Genomic DNA, 22850 nt, shown 5'->3' with positions numbered 1-22850 from the left:
GCGATCAATAGGTGTAGAACATGCGCTGAATCTGCTTGCTGTCGTTGCTCTTGGTCAGGGCCAGCATCAGCAGGATGCGCGCTTTCTGCGGATTGAGCGTATCCGACGCAACGAAGTCCAGTTCGTCGTCATTGGCTTCGCCATTGCGCGCTACGATACCCTGGCCGACGCGGCTGGAACGTACGATCAGCACACCCTGCTTGCGTGCGGCGACCAGGCCGGTCTTGACCGAATTGGCCAGGCTGCCATCACCGACGCCCGCATGGATAATCCCCTTGGCGCCGGACGCGACCAGCGCGTTTAATGCAACTGGGTTAGCATTGGCGTAGCCGTAGACGATGTCAACTTGCGGCAGGGTGTCGAGCTGGCTGATATCGAACTCGGTATCGGCGGTATTTTTACGCGACGACACGTGGTAGAAGTAAGGCTTGTTGCCCTGGATGTAGCCCAGCATGCCCAGTTCCGGCGTCTTGAAGCTGTCCGGCGTCGAGGTGTTGGTCTTGGTGACATCGCGCGCTGCGTGGATCTGGTCGTTCATGGCGACCAGCACGCCTTTGCCGATGGCTTCCTGGCTGGCGGCCAGCAGCACGGCGTTGTACAGGTTGATCGGGCCGTCAGCCGACAGCGCGGTGCCCGGACGCATGGCGCCCACCAGCACCACCGGCTTTTTGCTCTTGACGGTGAGGTCCAGGAAGTAGGCAGTTTCTTCCAGCGTGTCGGTGCCGTGGGTGATGACGATGCCGTCCACGTCGGGTTGCGCGAGCAGGGCATTGACGCGCTTGGCCAGTTTGAGCCAATGCTCGTTGCTCATGTTTTCGCTGGCGATCTGGAACACTTGCTCGCCTTTGACATCGGCGACCTTGGCCAGCTCCGGCACGGCGGCGATCAGGCGCTCCACGCCAACGGTGGCGGCGGTGTAGCCAACCGTCGTGGTGCTGGTGGCGCCGCTGCCGGCGATGGTGCCGCCCGTGGCCAGGATGGTGACGTGGGCCAGTTTGTCGGCTGCCCCGGCATAGGAACTGAGCAACATCGCACAGGCCAGCAGGGCTTTGCAGTAGCGGGCGGAAATAAAGTTGGACATGAAGTCTCCTGATCAGGCAGTAAAGCTTGGGATATTAACAAATCACCTGCTTGTCAACAATGCAGGGTGTTGCCGCGTTAAGTCAGGATGGCAGGAACATAAGAAGAGAGAACTATGAGATTGGCAACCACGATAGCGGCACTGGCAGGTTTGATAGCCTTGGCTGCGCTTGGCGCCTGCGGCAAGACCGCGGAGCAGAAGCAGCAGGAAGAAATGGCGACGCTGACCAGCCTGGGTGAAAAATATGTGAGAGAAAAAGTCCTCGAACCCAATCAGGCCCGGTTCCGCAACCAGTTCATCGGCAAAGGCGGTGCGCCTTGCGGCGAGGTGAATGCCAAGGACGCGTTTGGCGGCTACATCGGCTTCCAGCGCTATATTTCGGTCGCGCGCGACCTGACCTTGCTGGCGCAGGATGTCTCGCCGGCGGAATTTGAGGCGCAGTGGCAGCAACTGTGCCGCTGATAAAAAAAACGGAGCCCGCAGGCTCCGCTTTTCTTTGAAGGACTGAACTCTTAGCGGCCGGACTGGCGACGGCGCGCCAGCGCCAGGCCCGCCAGACCCACTGCCATCATGCCCCAGGTGGCCGGCTCCGGTACCGGTGCGGCTGGCAGGGTGCCGGCGAACACGCGGTCATGCAGTTCGCCATCGCCCACAAAGTTGGCGGCGTACAGGAAACCATTCATGGCCGAGGTGTTGGTGACCGTCGAGGTGCCAGCCAGCACAGTGCCATACCAGCCACGGAAATTCACCTGCGTGGTATCGACAAAGTTCCAGATGATATGGGTCCCCAGATGGGAGTTGTCGTTGAAGTTGCCGTTGATGCTGAATTCCTTCTGGCCTTGCGCGCCCACCGTGCCGTTGTAGCGCACGTTGATGACGACGGTGCTGGCGGTGCCGCTGAAATTGATATTGGCGGCCGAGCCCAGCTGGCTGGTGGTCAGGTTGAACACCGAGGTGCTGCTGGCGTTGCCCGTCAGGTTGAAGGTGAAGTTGTTGGGATCCGCCGCGTTCAGCGTGCCATTGGTATTGGACAGACCGGCCAGCTGCGACTCCAGCGCATTCAGCGGCGTGGTGAAGTCGGCCATGCTGAAGGTCGGCACGCCATGCTTGATGCTGCCGCCGCTGCCGTTCAGGTTGAACGAACCGGCATTGCTGGTGACATAGTTGACGCTGCCGCCATTGTTGATGTTGCCACCGCCATTGGCGCCAATGTTAATTGCGTTCACTGCTGAAAAGGCCGATGGCGTGTTGCTTGGGTTGTTGTAGAACGTCGCACCCTTCACCAGATTATTGGCGACCAGGCGGCCTTCCACGTCGTGGGCGGTGGAGAAGTTGCCCGACACTACGCTATTGAACTGCGTCAGGATCTGGCTGGCCGTCAGCGTGGCGGCAGGGGCGGAGGCGGCGGCAAACGTTGCCACGGCGCCCACAGCAAAGGTTTTCAGTATACGCATGGTTTGAAAGTGTCTGGGAGTAAGAAAGGTGACCGGAAGTCATTCTAACCCAAAAAGAAACGAAGATTGTCACTTTGAAATGTAAAGTGTGTTTATTGCATCACTTTCTTGCTGCGATGCAACGATCACGCAGGCGCGCAAACCGCGCTATGATGGATCCGATAACCGCGAGGACATGGCATGGAACAGAAAACCGGGGCAGGGCATATCACGGCCCCTCATTTGGCATCATCCGACATTGGCAACCGCCGCCACCAGATTTTTCCCACGCTCAGCGAAGACCAGTTCGATATCCTGATGCGCTACGGCGAGCGCCAGCGTTTTGCTGCCGGCCAGGTGCTGTTCCGCCAGGGCGACCGCCATATCGCGATGTACGTGATTATTTCCGGTTCCATCGAGGTCGAACGCGGTTCGGCGCTGGGCTCGACCATACTTGGCACTCACGGTCCCGGCATGTTCACGGGCGAGATGGGATCGCTGGCCGGCCGCGCGGCCGTCGCCACCGCGCGCGTGGTGGCCGACAGTGAACTCATCGTGATTAGCGAAGAATCGCTGCGAACGCTGGTGATTTCGGAAGCGGCGCTCAGCGAAACCATCATGCGCGCCTACATCCTGCGCCGTGTGGCCTATATGTCCGACCAGACCGGCGGCGTGGTGGTGTTTGGCGCGCGCGATTCGCAACAGACGCTGATCCTGCGCCATTTCCTCAACCGTAACGGCCAGCCCGCCGCCTACTTCGACACCGATACCGGCGACGCCGAAGCGCACGCGCTGATGGCACGCTTCGGCGTCACGCCCGACGATGTGCCGGCCGTGGTGACCTTGAGCGGCGCGGTGCTGCGCCAGCCAACGCTGCGTGAACTGGCGGACGGCATCGGCATCAGCCCGGACGGCATCGATGGCCGCCTGTTTGATGTGGTGGTAGTGGGCGCCGGCCCTGCCGGGCTGGCGGCCGCCGTGTATGCGGCCTCGGAAGGCTTGACGGTGGCCGTGCTGGATGCGAAGGCGCCCGGCGGCCAGGCCGGCGCCAGCTCCAAGATCGAAAACTATTTCGGTTTCCCGACTGGCGTATCAGGCCAGGCGCTGGCTGGCCGCGGCCTGTCGCAGGCGCGCAAGTTTGGCGCCGAGGTGGCGGTACCGGTCAAGGTCAGCGCCGTCAATTGCGACAGCCCCGAGTACGATATCCAGATCGATAGCGGCGAAAAGCTGCGCGCGCGTTCGATTGTGATTGCCAGCGGCGCGCGCTACCGCAAGCCGAATATTCCGGGACTGGAGCGCTTTGAAGGGCGCGGCGTGTACTACAGCGCCTCGTTCATGGAAGCGAACTTCTGCGCGAATGAAGAGGTGGTGGTGGTCGGCGGCGGCAATTCGGCCGGACAGGCGGCAGTGTTCCTGTCCGCGCACGCCAAACATGTGCACATTGTGGTGCGCTCGGGCGGCCTGGCGGCCAGCATGTCGCGCTATCTGATCCAGCGCATCGAGGCTTCGACCAGGATCACGCTGCATACGCACAAACAGATCGTTGAACTGCGCGGCAACGACCGGCTGGAAAGCATCTGCTGGCAAAGTCAGGGCGGCGAACCGCGTGAGGCGCCGGCACGCCATTTGTTCCTGTTCCTTGGCGCTGAACCCAGCACCGCCTGGCTGGGCGACTGCGTGACGCTGGACGACAAAAACTTCGTGCTGACCGGGCCGGATGTGCCGGAAGGACGCTGGCCACTGGAACGGCCGCGCCACTTCCTCGAAACCAGCCGCCCGCGCATCTTCGCTGTCGGCGATGTGCGTAGCGGCTCGGTGAAGCGCGTCGCTGCGGCGGTGGGCGAGGGCTCGGCCGCAGTCGCCTCTCTGCATCAGGCGCTGGCGTCGGATTTCAGCTGATCGCCACTCAAGGCTCGATGCTGCGCAGCGGCTTGCTGTGACGGTTGGCGCGGCGGATCGGCGGCTGCTGGCGCGGCGGCCGGCCAAGCGCCTCCTGTGCGCGCGCGTAGCCGTACTGCCACTGGTCCGTCATGTGCTGGACGAAGATCTCGTAGCTGGGCGGCATGCGCAGCTCGATGCGGTTGCGCAGCCATTCCAGCTTCTGCTGCAGCTGCTGCTTCTCCAGCACCACCGAGACGTCGGAAGAATCGATACGCATGTCGGCCAGGTGCGTGTTGGCGTAGCGCAGGCGCGCGTTGCCATCCACCCCCAGCACCGCGCGCCAGGCGGGAATCGCAAACACCTGGTCGAAGGCTTCCTTGAACTCCATCACCACTTCGCTGCCGAGCTGGCGGGCGATTTCGACCGGGAACAGATCCAGCACGCCGCCGATGTATTCCTGCCCGCGATAATTCGCGCAGCGGAAGTAGATCATATCGGCGATGGAGATGCGCGCCGCATCCGTGACCGGTACGCTGGTGTCGAGCAGCAGCTCGCGGGCGACGGCATGGTCGCCCCAGCGCGGCGCATGCAGCGGCGAATCCATGTCCTTGAGCGCCGCGGCCGCGCGCTCGTTGCAGAACACCGTCTCCGCATACAGCTTGCGCTGGCCGCGCGGCTTGCCGACGTCCTGTTCATCGAACAGCAGCTTGCCGCCGATGATGGCGACATCCACTGCCGGTGCGCCGCTGGCGGCCGGAAACGGCAGTTGCGGCGGAATGTCGAACAGATAATCGCTGAACAGGTCGGGAATCACCGGCGCGCTGGCGCTGGAAAACTTGCGCTTTGCCGCACGCAGCAGGCTGCCCAGCAGCACGGCGTTCTCGGTGGAGCGCAGGCTGCACCAGAATGTGTACATGGCCTGGGACGATAGCCAGGCGCGCTGTTCATCGGGATCGGGCAGATTGTGGATGATGGCTGCGGCAATGGCACCGCCGCAGCTGGCCAGCAGCACATCCGGCGCCTTGCCGGCCTGCCGCAGCGCGGCATACATGCCGATGTAGATGCCGAAGCGGAATCCGCCACCACCCATTACCATGCAACGTTTATACGGTTTATACGATTCTTGCGTCATAGGACGCAACCATATCACAGCTGCCGTTCAAGCATGATGCGCAAGGTGGTCTGGGTCGGCGTGGTGGTGGTACGGTAGGTCGCGCCGGTGAGGCCTGTCACGTCGGTATAGCTGTGCGGCTCCACGGTGGGCTGGTGCAGCAAATTGTTGGCCGAGAAGCGCAGCTGCGTCCTGTTGTCGACCTTCCACAGCGCGTACACATCCAGCGCCCGCACGAACGGTGTGCTGCTCAGTACTTCACGCGATTGCCGTGCCGGCCCGCCAGCCTGGTAGTTCAGATTGCCGCCGGCAGTCCATTGCGGCCAGCGATAGTCGATGCCGAGGTTGGCGGTGCCTGGCGTTTGCGATTCCAGCCGATTGTCCGGGCCGGGCACATGCTCGACACGAGACCAGTTGCGCGCCAGGTTGGCGCGCAGGTCCAGCGCGGATGTGATGCGCAGTTTGGCTTCCAGTTCGATGCCGTGCGCGCTGGCGTTGCCATCGTTGAACGGTTCTTCGACCCAGATGCCGTCCTGCTTGAACAGGCGGGTCTGCGTGACGTCGCGGATGCGGCGCAGATAGGTGCTGACGCTGAGCAGTGCGCCCTCGCCGAGGTAATGTTCGTAGGCCGCATCCAGACCCCAGGCCAGTTCCGGGCGCAGGTAGGGATTGCCTTGTTCGTCCGGGTTGGTCTGGTTGTTGTTATTGTCGTTGGTGTAGCGGCGCGGCACCAGCTTGACCAGTGGCTGCGCCTTGTAGGTGCGGCTGAGGGCCAGCCGCAGCACGTCCTTGTTTGGCAGCTCGTAGCGCGATTGCAGTGAAGGGCTCCAGACGGCGGAGGTGCTGTGCAGCGCATCCGGCGCGTTGCTGGCGATGGCGCGGCTGGTGGTATCCAGCCGTTCATGGCGCAGGCCGAGGTAGAGCGAATAACGTTTGGTGATCTGCCATTCGTCCTGTGCAAACAGGGCCAGGCGCTTGACGGTCGCGCTGTAGTCGGCGTTGTTGGCGCCTATCGTTTGATCGTCCGCCGCGAACAGCGTTTCGTTGCGGTCTTCCTTGCGCACACCGTGGCTGGCGTCCCAGCCCAGCGCAATCGCGTGCTGTTCGCCGACGGGATGGCGGTAGGTGCCAGTGCTCGTGACGGTGTTTTCGGTCGGCCCGGAATCGACGTGATGGCGGCCTAGCGGCTTGCCGTCGCTGTCCATGCCGTGAAAATCAAAGATGCCGCTGCGGCGATTGGTGGCGGCGCCCAGCTTCATTTCCAGCCTAGCGCCGTTGTCCAGTTGGTGTGTCCAATTGACGTCGCTGCGCAGCATGACGAAGTTGGCGATGAAGTTGGAGACGTTACGCGGATATTCGCTATGTTCACCCAGCAGCGCCGTTTCGTCGGCGCTGTTGACGTTATCGACGCGGCGCACATAGACGAAGCTTTGCCAGCTGAGCGAGTCGCCATCGGCCAGCTTCCAGTTCAGCTGCGGCGTCAGCGTGAGGGCATCGGTGCGGCCGGATTCGACCTGCTCCGTGCGGCGCCGCAGGGTGAGGTTGCCGTTAATGTCGCGTTGCTCCTGCCAGTCGGTGAACGGCTTCTCGCTGCGCTTGCGTGTCAGGGTAGCGGCCAGGCTGTAAGAGAAGTTGTCGTCCTGGTCGGATAGCTGGGTACTCAGCGACGGCGTGTTGACGCCATGCTGGCGTGCGACGCTGGCGGTGACGGAGCGCTGGCCGGCTTTGGCCGTCTTTTTCAGGATGATATTGATGGCGCCAGCGACGGCCTGGTTGCTTGATTCCGCCGTGGCGCCGCGCAGGATTTCAATGCGCTCGATGGTTTCGGGGGCAATGGCATCCAGCGAGAAGCCCGCCGCGACAGGCTCGCCGTTGAGCAGTATCTGCGTGTAGCCGTTGCCCAGGCCGCGCATCTGGATGGCGTTACCGACTACGCTGACACCCGGCAGGCGCTTGAGCACATCGGCCAGCGCCTGATCGCCCTGGCGCACGATGTCCGCATGGTTGATGACGATGCTGGTGGTAGTCTCGCGCTGGCGCTGGTCATCGCGTTTTGCGGTGATCTGAACCTCTTGTGGCGCTGGCGTTTCCGAAGCGTAGGCGCAAGCGGAGACCGCCAGCAGCAAGCTGCTGGTGATGCGGTGGTGCGGCATAGGGTTATTCCTTCAGTTGCTGACGACGGATATTGAGTGCGCGCGGCGTGGCGTAGGCATCCAGGTTGGCGAGTCTGGACGCGGGATCGACGAGGTGGCCGTTGGCGCGCACTTCCAGGTGCAGGTGCGGGCCGCTGGCGAACCCGCTGGCGCCGGATTTGCCGATGAGTTGTCCTGCCGTGACGTGCTGGCCGGGACGGACTGACACGCTGTCCAGGTGCGCGTACAGCGACTGCTGGCCGCCGTGATCGATGATGACGCCGATGCCGTAGCGGCCTTCATTCTCTCTGATGGCGCCAGCTTCAATGACTGTGCCGCTGGCGGTGGCCTGAACCGGCGTGCCTTTGGCGGCGGCGAAATCGATGCCCTTGTGCGGAGTGGGCAGGACGCTGCGCATCACGCCAAAGAAGCTGGTGACGCGGACTTTATCTACCGGTGCGCGCCATGGTTCGTCGGCGGGCCTGGTGGTCGCTGCGGTGATGGGGGCGACGGGCGTTGGCACGGTGTAGGCCAGCGCTGGTTGCAGCCATGCGCCTGCCATCAGCATCGCCATGAAGATGGAGGCGATCAGCCAGGCGGCCGCGCTGCTTAGCGCTGGCAGACCCTCTTTCTGCATATGGCGGATACGCGCCGTGATGGTGGCGCCGTTGAACGCGGCCACGCCCAGCGGCGCCATGGCGGTCCATTGCTGGAGCAGGGCCTGGGCGTATTGCTTGCGTTGGTGTTGCGGGCGGCCGTTGAGGACTTGCTGGTCGCAATTCAGCTCCAGCGCCCATTCCATCTGTCTGGCCATCCAGCGCAGTATGGGATTGAACCAGAAAATTGTCTGCAGCGCGGAGGCGATGGCCAGGCAGAAGGGATCGTGCGCGCGCCAGTGCTGGAGTTCGTGGGCGACGATCATTTGCTGCTGCTCGAGCGTGAGGGTGTTCATATGAGCGGGCAGCAGCAGGCGCGGTTTTCGCACGCCGATCAGCATGGGCGAGACTGCGGCTTCGGTGTACATCACCGTCAGGCCGCCGGCCGCGATGTCGCGCCGTTGTGCGGACGTGAAGGCGGCGTGCGTTTGCAGTTGGCCCGGCGAGAGTGGCCGGGCAGCGGCCAGCAATCGGCGCCATACACGGCGACCGCGCAGCCGCTTGGCGAGGGACCACAGCAGGCCAACGTCGTAAAGCAGCAGCCACAGTGTGGCCATGTGCGGCAGCGCGCGAACAGCGAGTGAAGACGTGACGGCGCCAAGCGCCTGCGCCGAGGACGCCGGCGCGTCATTTGGCGCGGCGCTGGAGGCAGTGGCCATGTCAGCCGCCTGCGCTGCTGCAGGTGCATTCGGCGCCGGTGCGTCGAGGATGATAGGTGGCGCCACGCTGAACGGCGCGCTGCGCGGCAGGAAGGGCAGCAGGGCGGCGATGGCGACCACGCCTTGCGCGGCAAGCCAGACCGCGCGCCGCGTGTGCAATGCAGGCCAGCGGCGTGCGGCGCCGCTCAGTATCAGCCGCACCAGCAGGCCGGCGGCCAGTGAGCCGGCGCAGGCAAACAGCCACTTGATGGACAGCAGCGTCATCATGCTTCGTCGTCAGGCCAGTCTTGCAGTATTTGCTCCAGCTGGACCAGCTCCTGCTGGTCGACCAGCTTGCTGCCGGTGAACATGGTGACTGGCAGCGGCACCTCCATCTCCATCACGCGGCGTCCGAAATCATGGGCGAAAGCGGCCAGCGTACCGACTTTTTCCAGCTGCGCGCTGTACACATTGATGCCGTGTACCACTTGCAGGCTGACCATCTGCTTGTCCAGCATGCGGTCCAGCGTCTTGCGCGTGGATGAAAACGACCAGTCCAGCTCCCCGGCGGCGGCATCGTGAATTTCGCGCGCGCTCAGCGGTTGCTGCTTCCACAGCACTTTCAACAAGGTCAGCTCACTGACCGACGGAATCGGGTTCGACATATCCATACCTTTTTTGCGACTAACAGGATCATTTTGCGACATTGGTCGCATGCTAGTCAAGCAAGATATCTCTATTTGTAACATTGCTTTGCATTAATTTTAAATATGTTATGATGAATTTTTTGCTAATTAGCAATAAAGCACGGTCGTGCGTAGCAGGACCACAGGTACTACGGCGCAGGTATCGGGATGAAACCGGCGGCGAGAACAGGCAAGGCACTATACAATGCCAGAGGCCGCAGCTATCCCAGCCGCAGCCACACTGCATTGAAAGTCGAATATGTATTACGGAGAGCGCTTTAACAGCATCACGCATACCGTAGGCGCGGCTTTGGCCGCCATCGGTGGCACGCTGTTGATTGTCCTGGCTGCCCGCAGCGGCGATGCCTGGAAGGTTGTCAGCTTCAGTATTTACGCCGCGACGCTGCTTGCCCTGTACCTGACGTCCACGCTGTATCACAGCTTGCGTGGACGTGCCAAAGATGTGCTGCGGCAGATGGACTATTGCGCCATCTACCTGCTCATCGCCGGCAGCTACACCCCGTTCACGCTGGTCAGCCTGCGTGGTCCCTGGGGCTGGACGCTGTTTGGCGTGGTGTGGGGCCTGGCAATCATCGGCATCCTGCAAGAGCTGCTGTTCGCCAAGGGCGCACGCGTGCTGTCGCTGCTGATTTACGTGGCGATGGGCTGGGTCGGCGTGATCGGCGCCAGCCCGCTGATCGACGCGCTGGGCTGGAATGGCTTTATGTGGCTGGCAGTTGGCGGATTGGTTTATACCCTCGGCATAGCCTTCTTTGTCACCGACCACAAATGGCGTTACGGCCACGGCGTGTGGCATTTGTTTGTACTGGGCGGCAGCGCATGCCATTTCGGCGCGGTGCTGCTGTACGTGGCGTAAGGATGGAACACCCGTGGATATCAATTCCGACGATTTAAAGACCTTCATCACTGTCATCGATAGCGGCACGCTGAGCGCTGCTTCGGTGCACCTGGGGCAGACCACGTCCGGCGTCAGCCGCGCGCTGTCCCGGCTGGAGGATAAGCTGGCCACCTCGCTGCTGACGCGTACCACGCGCCGCATGGAGCTGACCGAAGAGGGCCATCTGTTCCTGGAGCGCGCACGCGCCATTCTCGGGGCGATGGAGGAAGCCGAAGAGACGATCCGCATTCGCCGCCAGAAGCCGGCCGGCCGCCTGTGCGTGGACGCAGCGTCGCCGTTCATGCTGCATTGCGTGGTGCCGCACGTGGCCGAATTCCGCGCCATGTACCCGGAAATCCGTCTGGAGTTAAGCAGCAACGACCAGATCGCCGACCTGATTGAACATCGTACCGACATCGCCATCCGCATCGGCGCGCTGACCGACTCCACGCTGCATGCGCGGGCGTTGAGTTCCAGCCCGCTGTACGTGCTGGCCAGCCCGGCCTATCTGGCGCAGCACGGTACGCCGCAGACGCCGGAAGAACTGTCCCGGCACGCGTTGCTGGGTTTTGTCCAGTACGAGCTGGGCAACCAGTGGCCGCTGCGCCATGCTGCCGGCAATAGCCTGACCGTGACGCCGACTGTTTCCGCCTCCAGCGGCGAAACGCTGCGCCAGCTGGCACTGGCCGGACAGGGCATCGTCTGCCTGGCCGACTTCATGACGCGCGACGACATCGAAGCGGGCCGTCTGGTCAAGGTGCTGGAAGCGGACTACACCGGCTATCGCCAGCAGATCCACGCGGTCTACTACCGCAATACCCAGCTGGCCCAGCGGATCAGCTGCTTCCTCGATTTTTTACAGCAAAAACTCTGAGCGGCGTAGTGTGCGGACCCGTACAGAGTAGTCGGCTGTACGGCGTTACACTGGCCTTGCGTACCTGGAGCAGATTCGCAGATTCGCCCGGTAGCAGGTCAGCCGATAGCCTCAAGTATCGGCACCAGAATAACGATGTTGCCGCCACATGGAGGTCATCATGACGCAGACTACGCATCCTTCCAAGCACCTGGTACGGGCTTATCTCGAACGCCGTGCGCAGGAGATCAAGCCGCCGCCAACCCCGGAAGAAATTCGCCGCCAGCTTGGCTGGGGCCTGATGGCCTTTGAGCAGAAAGTCGGCAACGGCCGCAACTGACCGCCCCAAAAACTCACCTGGCCGACAGCGTGAGTTTTTTTTCGCTGTTCACCGAGCCTTTTCCGCCGTTCGCCGAATAGCGGTTTCGCCTTCCAGCATTCCCCGGTATTGTTATATTCATACAAACACGGGGGATAAATAACATGGACGTCGAAACCGCATACCGCTGGCGCAAGCAGTTAGTCTGGGGCCTGGCAATGATTGCCGTTGGCAGCATCATCCTGCTGGTGCAGACCGACATGCTGGACCTGGACCTGAATCCGGCACACTTCTGGCGCTACTGGCCGTGGCTGGTCGTCATCAGCGGCCTCACCAAAATTATTCCACCCACCACCCCGCGCCATTTCACCAACGGCCTGTGGGAGATCTTCTTCGCCGGCTGGTGGTACGTATCCTTTAACCATATCTGGGGTCTGGGCTTCGGCCAGACCTGGCCGGCGCTGCTGGTCGCCTGGGGCATCGGCATGCTGTTGCGGCCTTTGCTGGACAATATCTTCGCATCGATCAAGGAGCAAGCATGAAACCGCGCGACCGTACTCCCGCCACGCAAATGGCCATCGGCCTGTTCGTCATAGGTATCGGCTTGCTGTTCTTGCTGGATAACCTGGGCTGGGTGGACCTGAACTTCCGCATGCACCTGGTACCGATGGTGCTGATCGGCGCCGGTATCCTGAAAGTGATGCAGACCCGTACCCAGTCCGGCATGGTGATTGGCGGCGTGCTGATCGCCGCTGGCTGTGTGGTGCTGCTCAAGCAGACGGGCATTCTGGACGTCGACTGGCGCACCCTGTGGCCGGTATTGATGATTGCCGCCGGTGTGGCCGTGGTCTACAAGTCCAGCATCAACCGCAGCGCGATGGAAAAGGATGGCATGTCGCTGGAGAAGGCCGGGGACGACTCCGTCGTCAACGTCACGGCCATCATGGGCGGCTACAAACGCCGGGTGACGACGCCGGATTTTCGTGGCGGTGAAATCACCACCATCATGGGCGGCTGCGACCTGGACCTGCGCCAGTCCTCGATCAACGGCGATGCTGTACTGACCGTGTTTTCCATGTTTGGCGGCATTACCATCAAGGTGCCGGTGGACTGGAACGTGGTGATCGACGGTACGCCTATCATGGGCGGCTTTGAAGAAAAGACTGTACCGCCCAGCGCGTCCGGCAAGCGTCTGATCCTGCGCGGCTACGTCATCATGGGCGGCCTGGAAGTGCGCAACTGATGCAGGAGATTTCCTCCACCCGGCAGGGACTGATTACCTACCTGCTGGTGTGGCTGTTTCTGGGCTGTGCATTGGGCGGGGTGATCTCGGTAGCCAGCGGCACGCCGCTGGTCAATGCCTTGCTGTTCGCGATCCCCATGAACCTGGTGTATGCGTTCGAGTCGGGCTACTCGGCCTATTATCTGTGCCGGGCCTACCCGCTGGGCAGCCGGCGCGCGGCATCGATTACGCTGGTGCTGACCGTGGCGGCGCTGGTGTCCGGGTTCCTGTGGCTGCTGATCGGCAGCTTGTGGAACAGCCTGTGCCTGCTGCCGGGCGTAAGCTGGGCCGGGATCGCGTTCACCTCGCAGCTGTCCCTGCTGCTCGTCGGTCTGGGGACTTTGCTGTATGGCTTTGCGGCGGCGCTGCATTATCTGGTGATCGAATTTGTGCGGGCCAAGGGCGCGGAGCAACGCGAGCTGGAGTCGCTGCTGATGGCGCAGGAAGCTGAATTGCGCATGCTGCGCACCCAGATCGATCCGCACTTCCTGTTCAACAGCCTGAACTCGATCAGCGCGCTGACGTCGCAGGACCCCAAGGCAGCGCGGCGCATGACGCTGGAACTGGCCAGCTTCTTCCGCCAGAGCCTGGGCATGGAAGCGCACAAGAAAGTCACGCTGGGTGAGGAGATGGTGCTGATACGGCACTTCCTGGCGATCGAGCAGGTGCGCTTTGGCGAGCGGCTGCAGGTGGTGGAGCTGATGGGCGCGGGGGCTGCGGAATGCCTGGTGCCGCCGATGATTATCCAGCCGCTGGTGGAGAACGCGGTCAAGCATGGCATCTGCAATATGCCGGAGGGCGGCACCATCACGATCAGCGCACACCGTGCGGGATCGATACTCAACATCCGCGTGGCCAATCCGGTGGACGAGGACATGTCGTCGCTGCGCAGCGAAGGTCATGGCATCGGACTGACCAACGTGCGCCAGCGTTTATCTGGCGCGTATAAACACGAAGCCGGCATCCAGTGGGGCCGGCATGAAAACAGCTTTGGCGTGGACATCACAATGCCCGCGCAAACAAGCGAACAGGGGGAATAGGGTATGCGTATCATCATTGTGGACGATGAAATGCTGGCGCGCGGTGTGGTACGCGAGTATCTGTCCGAGCATGCGGATGTGGAGGTGGTGGCCGAATGCGCCAATGGCTTCGAGGCGGTGAAGGCGATTACCGAGCTGTCGCCGGATCTGGTGTTCCTGGACATACAGATGCCCAAGCTGGACGGCTTTGAGGTGGCCGAGCTGGCGGGCAGCAAAACGCGCTACATCTTTGCGACGGCGTTTGACCAGTACGCGATCAAGGCCTTTGAATTTCACGCGCTGGATTACCTGCTCAAACCTTTCAGCCAGCAGCGCTTCGACCAGGCGCTGGCGCATGCGCGCGCCAACATGGGCAAGAACGATGGCGCCATCGAGCAGATGGTGCGCGAGGCCACCGGCCGCAACAAGCCGCTGGGCCGGGTGCTGATACGCGACGGCGCCAAAGTCCACGTCATCAACGCCGACAAGATCGAGCATGTGGAAGCGCAGGACGACTATGTGCAGATCCGTTCCGAAGGCAAGTCCTACCTCAAGAACCAGCGCATGACGGAGCTGGAGGAGCAGCTGGACCCGGAGCAGTTCCTGCGCATTCACCGCTCATGGATCGTCAACATCGCCTTTGTTGACCGCATCGAACAGGCGACCAAGGATAGCTATGTCGCCATCCTCAAGGACGCCAGCCGTGTACCGATCAGCCGCAGCGGCTACCAGAAAATCCGCGCGGTGATCCAATAGTTACTTGAGGATGGCCGCGGCATCCACCATGTCCACGCCCTGCATCTGCCCCAGCAGGCTGTCGAACCATGGCTTGTGCGACAGACCGACGATGGACAGCACGCGGGCGCCAGGCTTTTCACGGAAGGTTTCGCGGATGTTGGCCACCATGCGCAGATTGCGCACCTCCCAGCCCGCGACCCAGATCTGCGGATAACCCTCGGCCGATTTGGCGCGCAGCGCGGGGACGATGTTGGCCTCGGCGTAAATGCGCAGGCTTTCAGGCTCGTTGAGATAGCGGTAGAGCGGCAGATAGTCTGTCGACTGGCGCAGGACGGCTTCCTGCTTCTCGCGTTGGTTCAGCGCTGCGCGGTCAGATGCCCATGCGGCTTCAATGGATTTGCCAAAGGCCTTTTCGTCAGGCAGGCTGATATTGTCTCCGGTGTGATTGTCTACCGGGTGGACGCGCTGCAGGCCAAGGCGCGCGGCCAGACGGGCGGCGATCTGGTAGTCCTCGTTATTGCGCACGCTGATTTCTTTCAGCTTGTCGATCAGTGCTGGCGTCAGACCGTCGCCGGTCTTGCGTTCGGCTTCCGGCAGTTGCAGCCATTGCACATACGCCGATGCAGGCTCGTTCGCTGCCAACATCACCGCTGCCAGATGTCGCCGCTGGTCCGGCGACGGCTGCGACGGCCAGGTCTTGAACATCCTGTTCATCTCCGCGATGGCGGCAGTGTCAGTTGGCGGGCAATAGTCAGCACCATATTTTGCCGGCTGGCGCGCGGCGAGATCGCACTCTTCGCCGGGCAGCGCCTCAATGGTGATGATGTCGGGTTGATAGGCGGCCAGCCGGTCCAGTACACGATCAAGGACGGCGGGATTAAAGCCGGCCGGCATGGAATTCAAGTGCATGGTGCCCAGCACCAGAACCTTGGAACGGGGACCGGCCATGTTTTTGTCCAGCGTCGTCAAATCAAGCCGCGCCTGCGCTGCAAATGGAACGGCCAACAACATCCATACTGCCCATTTCTTCATGCCGACTGCCCTCCTTGATGATGAGATTGACAGTGTACGAAAACATCGGAGACCTCTCAATCGTTTCGTTCATGTTGTCTGTGATCGCATGGACGATGGTACAATCCGCGAGTTTTCAATTTAGGAGTTCTTCCTGTGGACAGTTCCAGTAGTCGATCTTTCATCGACCAACCACAGGCAAGGTAACCGCGTCTCCCATTGCGCCGCTACCTCGCCTGTCCGGCGGGTAGTGGTATCTGCGGCCTGATGCTGGCCGTTGTAGCTGCTTCCCATGTAATTCGTTTTGCCACCGCGTTTGGTGGCGGCCTCCGTTCGCGGATGGCTTGAGGAGAAAAATATGGCAGTACTGCAAAACATCAACCTGGATTCCTTTCTCGATACGCTGATCAGCCTGACCGCCGCCTTTATTCTGGGCGGTGTGATCGGCTTTGAGCGCCAGTACCGGCAGCGTACCGCCGGCCTGCGCACCAACGTGCTGGTGGCCGTCGGCGCGGCGGTGTTTGTCGATATGGCGAATCGTCTCAATGGCCGCGAGGCGGCCGTGCATGTCGTGGCTTACGTGGTGTCAGGAATCGGCTTCCTGGGCGCTGGCGCCATCATGCGCGAAGAAGGCAATGTGCGCGGCCTGAATACAGCCGCCACCTTGTGGGGCTCTGCGGCCGTCGGCGCGGCGGCAGGCGCGGACCTGATACTGGAAGCGATGCTGGCCACCGTGTTTGTGCTGGCGGCGAATACGCTGCTGCGCCCCATCGTCAACACCATCAACCGCAAGCCGCTGGATGTGGAGTCGGCCGAGGTCACCAACACCGTGTATGTCATCGCCGAACGCGCGCAGCAGAAGCAGGTGCTGGCGCTGCTTGAAGCGGAACTGGAGCGCGCCAACTATCCGGCGCGCGATCTCGAAATCCACGCGTTCGGACAGGAGGACGTGGAGATTGAAGCGACGCTTGCCGCGACTTCCGTGGATGGCGATGAACTCGACGCCCTGATACGCAACCTGGCCGTCAAGCCGGCGGTGAAGCAGGTATTCTGGAGTCCGAGCACCAGCGAGTAGCGTGACAATGCGCGGATTTTTCCGGACGCTCAGGATGATATGCTTGGCTGATTACCAAGGAGATCATTGTCATGCAAAAGTTCATCGCATCTGCTGTTCTGGCCTTATCCGCGACCACCTCTTTTGCCGCGCCGGCCGATGCCGACGCGATTGAAAAGGCAAAGCAGGCAGCACAGAACTGGCTGGCGCTGGTCGATTCAAGCCAGTATGCGGCGACGTGGGAGCAGGCGGCGCAGCCGTTCAAGTCCGCAGTGACCAAGCCGGACTGGGAAAAGGCAGCAGTGTCGGTTCGCACGCCGGTCGGGAAAATGGAACAGCGGGTCCTGGCTTCCGCAGCATACACAGAGAACTTGCCCGGTGCGCCGGCTGGCCAATACGTCGTGATCCAATATAAAACGCAGTTTTCGAAGAAGCCCGCCGCCGTCGAGACAGTGACGCCGATGAAAGGCGCGGACGGCGTCTGGCGCGTGACGGGCTACTTCCTCAACTAGGACTAGGTGCGGTTGATCGACACGCCGCCGTCCACCAGCAGCGCGGTGCCAGTCACAAAGCTGGAGGCGTCGGACGCCAGGTACAGCGCGGACTGCGCAATCTCCTGCGGTTCTGCCATGCGCTTAAGCGCGTGCAGGTTCTCGACGAACTGGCGCGCTTCCGGCGCTGCGGTGGCGGCGCGGCCCATTGGCGTATCGGTACCGCCCGGGAGCAGGGCGTTAGCGCGTATGCCCTGGCGGCCGCATTCCGCCGCAATCACCTGCGTCAGGCCGATCATGCCTGCCTTGCTGGCCGCGTAAGCCCCCATGCCCGGCATGCCCACCGTGTAGCCGACAAACGTGGACGTGAAGATGATGGAGCCACCGCCACGCGCGGCCATTGCCGGTATCTGGTATTTCGCACCGAGGAAGGCACTGGTCAGGTTGATGGCCAGGGTATCGTTCCAGTCGCGCAGGTCCGTGTCCTGAACCGGGCCTGATGGCCCCATCGTGCCGGCGTTGTTGAATGCGATATCCAGACCGCCAAAGCGCTCCTCGGCCGTTTGCACCAGCCTCTGGGCCAGCTGCTCGTTGCGGATGTCACCGGCTACCGCGATGGCCACGCCGTCTTCCTGCCGGATCTGCTCCACCAGGATGTTGAGTTCTTCGATACGCCGGGCCGTGACCACCAGCTTGGCGCCATGTTGCGCAAACAGGCGCGCGGTGTGATAGCCGATGCCGGAACTGGCGCCAGTGACGATGGCGACTTTGCCCGCTAACTGTTTCATGTCTGATCTCCTTATCGTGTTGGGTCAGGCGCCACGATAAGGTCCAGCACTAAACGGGGATATCTGTATCTTGCGCCTGAATCCCGATGCGCCACCAGCGCGGCATCAGCTGCTGGATTTCCGGACGGCCGAAACGGTCGTCGATGAGATAGACGGTGCCGCGATCGGTTTGCGTGCGGATCACACGGCCCGCCGCCTGCACCACCTTCTGCATGCCCGGGTAAGTGTAGGTGTAGTCGTAGCCCGCGCCGAAAGTCGTCTCCATGCGCTGGCGTATCTGCTCGTTGACGGGATTGATTTGCGGTAGGCCCAGCGTCGCCACAAACGCGCCGATCAGGCGTGCGCCCGGCAGGTCCACGCCTTCGCCAAACGAGCCACCCAGCACGGCAAAGCCGATGCCTTCGCTGTCCAGCGTGAAGCGGTCGAGGAACTGGGCGCGCTCCGCCTCGTCCATGCGGCGCGACTGGCGCCATACCGGCACCTCGGGATACAGTTCGGCGAACTGGTTGGCGGCTTTCTCCATGTAGTCAAAGCTGCTGAAGAAAGCCAGGTAGTTGCCGCGCTGGCTGCGATACTGCTTGCCCATCAGCTCCGCGATCGGGCGCAGCGACTGCTGCCGGTGCTGATAGCGCGTTGAGATGTGCGACGCCACCTGCACCGACAACTGCTCCGCCACAAATGGCGATTCCACATCCACCCAGGCCGTGGTTTCCGGCATGCCGAGCATGTCGCCGAAGTAGTTCCATGGGCTGAGCGTGGCCGAGAACAGCGCCGTGGTGCGTGTGCTTTCAAAGCGCGGCTTCAGGTACGGCGCCGGCACGATATTGCGGATGCACAGGGTGGAGTTGCTATTGCTGGCGCGCGCACCTTGCAGCTTCTCGATGTCGAACAGCGCATGGTCACCAAAACTCTCCGCCAGGCGCGCGAACATCAGCGCGTTGAAGTAGAAGCTTTGCAGGTCCGGTTCAACGTAGCCTGGATGATCGACCATGTAATCGGAAATCGCCGTCGCTGCCGTTTGCAGCGCGCCCATGAATTTTTCCGGCAGCGCCGTGTAGGACTGGTATTCGGCGGCCTGGTCTTTCTCCAGCTGGTTCCACTGCTTGTGCACGCGGTCCAGCGGTTTTTTCAGTTCGTCCGGCACGACCTTGCGCAGCAGGCGCAGGTTGTCATGCTCCATGTCGGCGGAGTACATCTTGCGCGCGCGGGACACCATGTTGTGCGCCTCATCCACCAGCACGTTGACCTTCCAGTCGTTGAGCTGCGTCAGGCTATGCAGCATGGCGCTGATGTCGAAGTAGTAGTTGTAATCGCCAATCACGATGTCGCACCAGCGCGCCATCTCGCTGCTCAGATAATACGGACAGACGTTGTGGGCGAGGGCGATGGCTTTCAGCGTCTCGCGGTCCAGCGACGGCGGTGCGCCGCCGCTTTCTGATGGCGCCATGATGTCCAGTGCGGACTGGCGCGCAGCCGGCAGGCGGTCGTAGAAGCCTTGTGCCAGCGGACAGGATTCGCCATGGCAGGCCTTGTCCGGATTGACGCAGGCGGTGCTTTTGGCCGCCAGTTCCAGCGTACGCAAAGGCAGCAGCGGTGCGCCTTCGCGGATGATGTCAACCGCATCCAGCGCCATCTGCCGGCCCGAGGTCTTCGCCGCCAGGAAGAAGATCTTGTCGACGTCATGCTCGGCGCTGGCTTTCAGCATCGGGAACAGGCTGCCGACGGATTTGCCGATACCGGTCGGCGCTTGCGCCAGCAGGCACACGCCGCGATTGCTGGCGCGGTACATGGCTTCCGCAAGCTGGCGCTGGCCTGGGCGGAAATCGCCGTAGGGGAAGCGCATGGCTTTCAGCTGCAGGTCACGTTCCGCGCGGTGCGCCATTTCCTGTCCGGCCCATTGCAGGAACAGGCCGCATTGCTGTTCGAAGTAGTCTTGCAGGCCGGCCGCCGTATGGTCTTCATGCAGCACGGTTTCCTTCTGGCTGCCGATGTCGAAGTAGACCAGCGCGAGGCGGATCTTCGACAGGCCCTGGTCCTGGCACAGCAGGTGGCCGTAGATCTTGACCTGCGCCCAGTGCAGCACGCGCTGGTTGTCCGGCATCTTCTTCAAATCGCCGCGGTAGGTTTTGACTTCTTCCAGGCGATTGCTGCGGACGTCGTAACCGTCGGCGCGGCCGCGCACATGCAGCGGGCCGCAGTCGCCGGACAGCGGGATCTCGGTCTGGTAGTCGTCATCGCGGCGCGAGGCGACGACGGCATGGCCGGCGATGCCTTCCTGTGCGGTGGGCGAGGGCGTGAAGCGCAGATCGAGGTCGCCGGTCTTGGCGGTGAACTCGCACAGCGCGCGCACGGCGACGGTGTAGCGGGCCGGCTGCGTCATGCCGCCCACTGCAGGTAGCAGACCGAAATCGGCATCTGGTGAGCGGCGCAGTATTCGATCCAGCGCAGCTGGTTGTCCTGCAGACGGTCGCCTGGGCCTTTTACTTCGATCATGTTGTAACGGCGTTCGGCCGGCCAGAACTGAATCAGGTCGGGGAAGCCGCTGCGGTTGGATTTGATGTCCAGCAGGATGCGCTCGAAAGCGCGCTTCAGGTGGACGGCGGGGATGCAGTCCAGCGCCAGATCCAGCAACGCTTCATCGATCGCCTCCCAGTACAGGAACGGCGACTGGATGCCGCACTTGGCGGCGTAATTGGCGCGGATGGTGGCGCGGTATTGTTCGCCATCGAGCTGCGACAGCGCCTCGGCAAACTGCTGCGCGCGGCGGCGCTGGAAATCCGCGCTGTGCAAATCGGCCGGGCCGCGATGGTAGGGGTGGAAGAACGCGCCCGGTATTGGCGAGAACACGGCGTCCCAGCACAGCAGGCCAAACAGCGAATTAATCAGCGCGTTTTCGACGTAGTAGACCGGTGCGTCCTCGCGCGTCAGGTGGTCGCGCACGACGAATTCGACGTAGCTGGCTTCTTCCGGCGGCGGCAGGCTCAGATCAATGCGCTCGGCCTGCGCCATGGCCACTGCGGGCGGCTTGGCGTGGCCCAGCTTGCGTGCGAGGCGCGGCGCCATGCGCAGCAGCTGCTGGCGTTCGGCCGCGCTTTCCGGCGCCTGCATGGCGGTTTGCAGCAGGTCGAACGCCGCGCGCGGCTGCGCGTCTTTTTCCAGCACGCGGATGGCGCGGGCGCGGGCGCCGGGATAGTCGCAATCGGCGTAGAGCGCGTAGGCGGCCGGCCAGTCGGCCAGCTTCTCGACATGCTGGGCGATGGTGAACAGCAGCTTGTTGCGGCGGCTGCGCAGCCATTCATTGTCGTCCGCGCAGGGCGGCAGATCACGGATCACGGCGGCTGGTTCTTCGCCGTCGGCAAAGCGCTCGTGGCAGTGATGGATGGCGAGAAAGTCATCGATATCGCGGCGGCTGCGGAAGCCGCGCGCGGCGGCCGAGAACGCCACTTTTTCGTACTGATAAATACCGAGGTCGGACAGCACGAATTCGGTCCAGTCCTGATGGTAATTGCCGAAGAAGACCAGGCGCAGGCGGTCGCACAGTTCCTGCGTACGGTTGCGGTAAGCGTGATCGCCGGAATTGGCGTACCAGCCGGAGAAGCGGTGTTCGCCGTCATACTGCCCGCGCAGCGCCTCCAGCTGGTCGGCCTTGCGCAGATGCCGGACATGCGGCGTGAGCTGGAAGACCTTCATGATCTCCGGCTTTTGCAGCAGCTCGAACAGCTCATCCAGCGCGAGTGCGGGATCTTCCTCGATCAAGCCCAGCTCGGCCAGCGGACGGGCCGCCTCGTGGGTGCTGCCGATTTCCGCGTACACCAGTTTGCTGGCGCGGAACAGCGTTCCCTTACGCATCACCATGCGGACGAACAGGGCGCGCGAAGCCTGCGGCAGGGACGGGAACACCGAAAGGAAGTGACGTTCTTCGGCGTTGAGCAGATCGTCGTAGCGTTCCGCTATCCATGCCAATACCTGGTGAAAATTCTCCAGATAATAGAATGGATTTTCAAGCACCTTGATCATTGTAGCGGGGGCGAACGAGCGATTAACTGTATTTATGTACAGTGTACCGCATTCGGCCCCGCTAGCCCAGCAAAAAATCCGGGGTCAGTTCTTGCAATCCAACACGGGCTCTGCCGTAGAAATCATTACGGCAGAGCGCGTGTTGGATTGCAAGAACTGACCCCGGATTTAGGGGTTATTTTTTCGCCGGAGGGGCTGGGGTGACGATGGCGTTGGCTTTGGCGATTTCGCTTTCTACGGCCTGTACCGCTTGCTTGGTGGCCTTGGTGACCTGTTCGTAGCCGGTGAAGGCGTTGTCGATCGCGGTTTTGACGATCTGGACGGCGTTTTCCGAGCCGGGACGGACGTTTTTGGTGACGTCGTGGATCAGCGCGCTCAGGTTGTTCTTGGCTTCGGTCATATGGGCGTCGGCCGCGCGGGTGAATTCTTCGCGGATCTCGGCAATGATGTCGCCCAGTTGCTGGTGGTAGGCTGCAGCGCCTGCGACGCCGGGCTGGATCTTGTCGGCGGCGGCCTGGAGGGCGGCCTTGGGATCGCTGGCCTGGCTGATTTCCTTGCCGGCCGCGAGGCCGTCTTCCAGATGCGATTTGGCCGTCGCCAGGTTGAGCGCAATCACTTGTTCCACGCCTTGCACGGTTTTACTGGTCAGGGTGTTGAACGTTTCCAGCTGAAATTCAAACAGCGCTTTGGTGACGTTGGCAAATTGCTCGGGATTCGTAAACATACAGTCTCCTCATAGTGATGTGGGATGCAGCGCGCAGC

General features: G+C 62.2%; 22 protein-coding genes. 11 read left to right on the top strand and 11 right to left on the bottom strand.

All coding sequences use genetic code 11. The features are described 5' to 3' along the window. Nucleotides 1-4: 4 nt before the first annotated feature. A complete protein-coding gene (locus GTP58_RS24315) occupies nucleotides 5-1030 on the bottom strand; it encodes a type II asparaginase (protein WP_229215740.1) in 1026 nt (341 codons plus the stop codon). A 165-nt stretch (nucleotides 1031-1195) separates the two neighbouring features. On the opposite strand from GTP58_RS24315, the gene GTP58_RS24310 reads away from it, so the two are divergent. Next, nucleotides 1196-1543 (top strand): hypothetical protein, encoded by a 348-nt coding sequence (locus GTP58_RS24310; protein ID WP_161079642.1) that lies wholly within the window; start codon nucleotides 1196-1198, stop codon nucleotides 1541-1543. A gap of 50 nt (nucleotides 1544-1593) precedes the next feature. Here the strand turns inward: GTP58_RS24310 and GTP58_RS24305 are convergent, their stop codons facing one another. Beyond that, entirely contained in the window at nucleotides 1594-2535 is a 942-nt protein-coding gene (locus tag GTP58_RS24305) for a collagen-binding domain-containing protein (protein WP_161079739.1), read from the bottom strand. 180 nt (nucleotides 2536-2715) lie between these two features. On the opposite strand from GTP58_RS24305, the gene GTP58_RS31745 reads away from it, so the two are divergent. After that, nucleotides 2716-4413, top strand: coding sequence for an FAD-dependent oxidoreductase (locus GTP58_RS31745; protein WP_161079641.1), 1698 nt, complete (start codon nucleotides 2716-2718; stop codon nucleotides 4411-4413). Between the two features lie 7 nt (nucleotides 4414-4420). On the opposite strand, the gene GTP58_RS24295 is transcribed toward GTP58_RS31745, so the two are convergent. From GTP58_RS24295 to GTP58_RS24280, 4 genes are read right to left on the bottom strand one after another with little or no spacing between them, the layout of a single operon-like run. Then, nucleotides 4421-5527, bottom strand: a complete 1107-nt coding sequence (locus tag GTP58_RS24295; protein ID WP_229215724.1) for a patatin-like phospholipase family protein — start codon at nucleotides 5525-5527, stop codon at nucleotides 4421-4423. 14 nt (nucleotides 5528-5541) lie between these two features. Continuing rightward, the gene (locus tag GTP58_RS24290) at nucleotides 5542-7659 is read right to left on the bottom strand and encodes a TonB-dependent siderophore receptor (protein WP_161079640.1); all 2118 of its coding nucleotides are present in this window, start codon (nucleotides 7657-7659) and stop codon (nucleotides 5542-5544) included. Between the two features lie 4 nt (nucleotides 7660-7663). Further along, nucleotides 7664-9220: a M56 family metallopeptidase gene (locus GTP58_RS24285; RefSeq protein ID WP_161079639.1), complete on the bottom strand. Its 1557-nt coding sequence runs from the start codon at nucleotides 9218-9220 to the stop codon at nucleotides 7664-7666. Continuing rightward, nucleotides 9217-9603: a BlaI/MecI/CopY family transcriptional regulator gene (locus GTP58_RS24280; RefSeq protein ID WP_161079638.1), complete on the bottom strand. Its 387-nt coding sequence runs from the start codon at nucleotides 9601-9603 to the stop codon at nucleotides 9217-9219. Before GTP58_RS24280 ends, GTP58_RS24285 begins: the two co-directional genes overlap by 4 nt. Nucleotides 9604-9877: 274 nt before the next feature. Here GTP58_RS24280 and GTP58_RS24275 point away from each other — a divergent pair, with 274 nt between their 5' ends. From GTP58_RS24275 to GTP58_RS24250, 7 genes are all read left to right on the top strand, one after another. Then, complete coding sequence (locus GTP58_RS24275; protein WP_072786726.1) at nucleotides 9878-10495, top strand: hemolysin III family protein; 618 nt, start codon at nucleotides 9878-9880, stop codon at nucleotides 10493-10495. A 13-nt stretch (nucleotides 10496-10508) separates the two neighbouring features. Continuing rightward, nucleotides 10509-11390 carry a LysR family transcriptional regulator gene (locus tag GTP58_RS24270; protein ID WP_161079637.1) on the top strand — a complete coding sequence of 294 codons (882 nt, stop codon included), beginning with the start codon at nucleotides 10509-10511 and terminating at the stop codon, nucleotides 11388-11390. Between the two features lie 160 nt (nucleotides 11391-11550). Next, nucleotides 11551-11709 (top strand): hypothetical protein, encoded by a 159-nt coding sequence (locus GTP58_RS31135; protein WP_167544314.1) that lies wholly within the window; start codon nucleotides 11551-11553, stop codon nucleotides 11707-11709. Nucleotides 11710-11852: 143 nt separating this feature from the next. Further along, nucleotides 11853-12230 carry a LiaI-LiaF-like domain-containing protein gene (locus tag GTP58_RS24265; RefSeq protein ID WP_161079636.1) on the top strand — a complete coding sequence of 126 codons (378 nt, stop codon included), beginning with the start codon at nucleotides 11853-11855 and terminating at the stop codon, nucleotides 12228-12230. Then, the gene (locus tag GTP58_RS24260; protein WP_229215723.1) at nucleotides 12227-12931 is read left to right on the top strand and encodes a LiaI-LiaF-like domain-containing protein; all 705 of its coding nucleotides are present in this window, start codon (nucleotides 12227-12229) and stop codon (nucleotides 12929-12931) included. Before GTP58_RS24265 ends, GTP58_RS24260 begins: the two co-directional genes overlap by 4 nt. Continuing rightward, on the top strand, nucleotides 12931-14010 hold the full coding sequence (locus GTP58_RS24255; protein ID WP_161079635.1) for a sensor histidine kinase: 1080 nt from the start codon (nucleotides 12931-12933) through the stop codon (nucleotides 14008-14010). Before GTP58_RS24260 ends, GTP58_RS24255 begins: the two co-directional genes overlap by 1 nt. 3 nt (nucleotides 14011-14013) lie before the next feature. Further along, complete coding sequence (locus tag GTP58_RS24250; protein ID WP_161079634.1) at nucleotides 14014-14745, top strand: LytTR family DNA-binding domain-containing protein; 732 nt, start codon at nucleotides 14014-14016, stop codon at nucleotides 14743-14745. Here the strand turns inward: GTP58_RS24250 and GTP58_RS24245 are convergent, their stop codons facing one another. After that, nucleotides 14746-15759 carry a DUF5694 domain-containing protein gene (locus GTP58_RS24245; RefSeq protein ID WP_161079633.1) on the bottom strand — a complete coding sequence of 338 codons (1014 nt, stop codon included), beginning with the start codon at nucleotides 15757-15759 and terminating at the stop codon, nucleotides 14746-14748. Between the two features lie 337 nt (nucleotides 15760-16096). Between GTP58_RS24245 and GTP58_RS24240 the strand changes: the two genes are divergently transcribed. Beyond that, a complete protein-coding gene (locus GTP58_RS24240; RefSeq protein ID WP_161079632.1) occupies nucleotides 16097-16813 on the top strand; it encodes an MgtC/SapB family protein in 717 nt (238 codons plus the stop codon). Between the two features lie 71 nt (nucleotides 16814-16884). Further along, nucleotides 16885-17304, top strand: a complete 420-nt coding sequence (locus GTP58_RS24235; RefSeq protein ID WP_161079631.1) for a DUF4019 domain-containing protein — start codon at nucleotides 16885-16887, stop codon at nucleotides 17302-17304. Nucleotides 17305-17306: 2 nt separating this feature from the next. Here GTP58_RS24235 and GTP58_RS24230 read toward each other — a convergent pair whose 3' ends face one another. The 4 genes from GTP58_RS24230 to GTP58_RS24215 all read right to left on the bottom strand — a co-directional run bounded on the left by GTP58_RS24230 (nucleotide 17307) and on the right by GTP58_RS24215 (nucleotide 22812). Next, nucleotides 17307-18071, bottom strand: coding sequence for an SDR family oxidoreductase (locus GTP58_RS24230; protein ID WP_161079630.1), 765 nt, complete (start codon nucleotides 18069-18071; stop codon nucleotides 17307-17309). 49 nt (nucleotides 18072-18120) lie between these two features. Continuing rightward, complete coding sequence (locus GTP58_RS24225; protein ID WP_161079629.1) at nucleotides 18121-20451, bottom strand: ATP-dependent DNA helicase; 2331 nt, start codon at nucleotides 20449-20451, stop codon at nucleotides 18121-18123. Beyond that, nucleotides 20448-22088 carry a VRR-NUC domain-containing protein gene (locus GTP58_RS24220; protein WP_161079628.1) on the bottom strand — a complete coding sequence of 547 codons (1641 nt, stop codon included), beginning with the start codon at nucleotides 22086-22088 and terminating at the stop codon, nucleotides 20448-20450. The genes GTP58_RS24225 and GTP58_RS24220 overlap by 4 nt, the downstream gene beginning before the upstream one ends. Before the next feature lie 175 nt (nucleotides 22089-22263). Then, nucleotides 22264-22812, bottom strand: coding sequence for a phasin family protein (locus GTP58_RS24215; RefSeq protein ID WP_161079627.1), 549 nt, complete (start codon nucleotides 22810-22812; stop codon nucleotides 22264-22266). Nucleotides 22813-22850 lie beyond the last annotated feature (38 nt).

This window comes from Duganella sp. CY15W, assembly GCF_009857555.1.
Taxonomy (GTDB): Bacteria; Pseudomonadota; Gammaproteobacteria; order Burkholderiales; family Burkholderiaceae_D; genus Rugamonas; species Rugamonas sacchari.
Note: the sequence above shows the minus strand (reverse complement) of the source record. Positions and strands in the feature narration are given on the sequence as shown.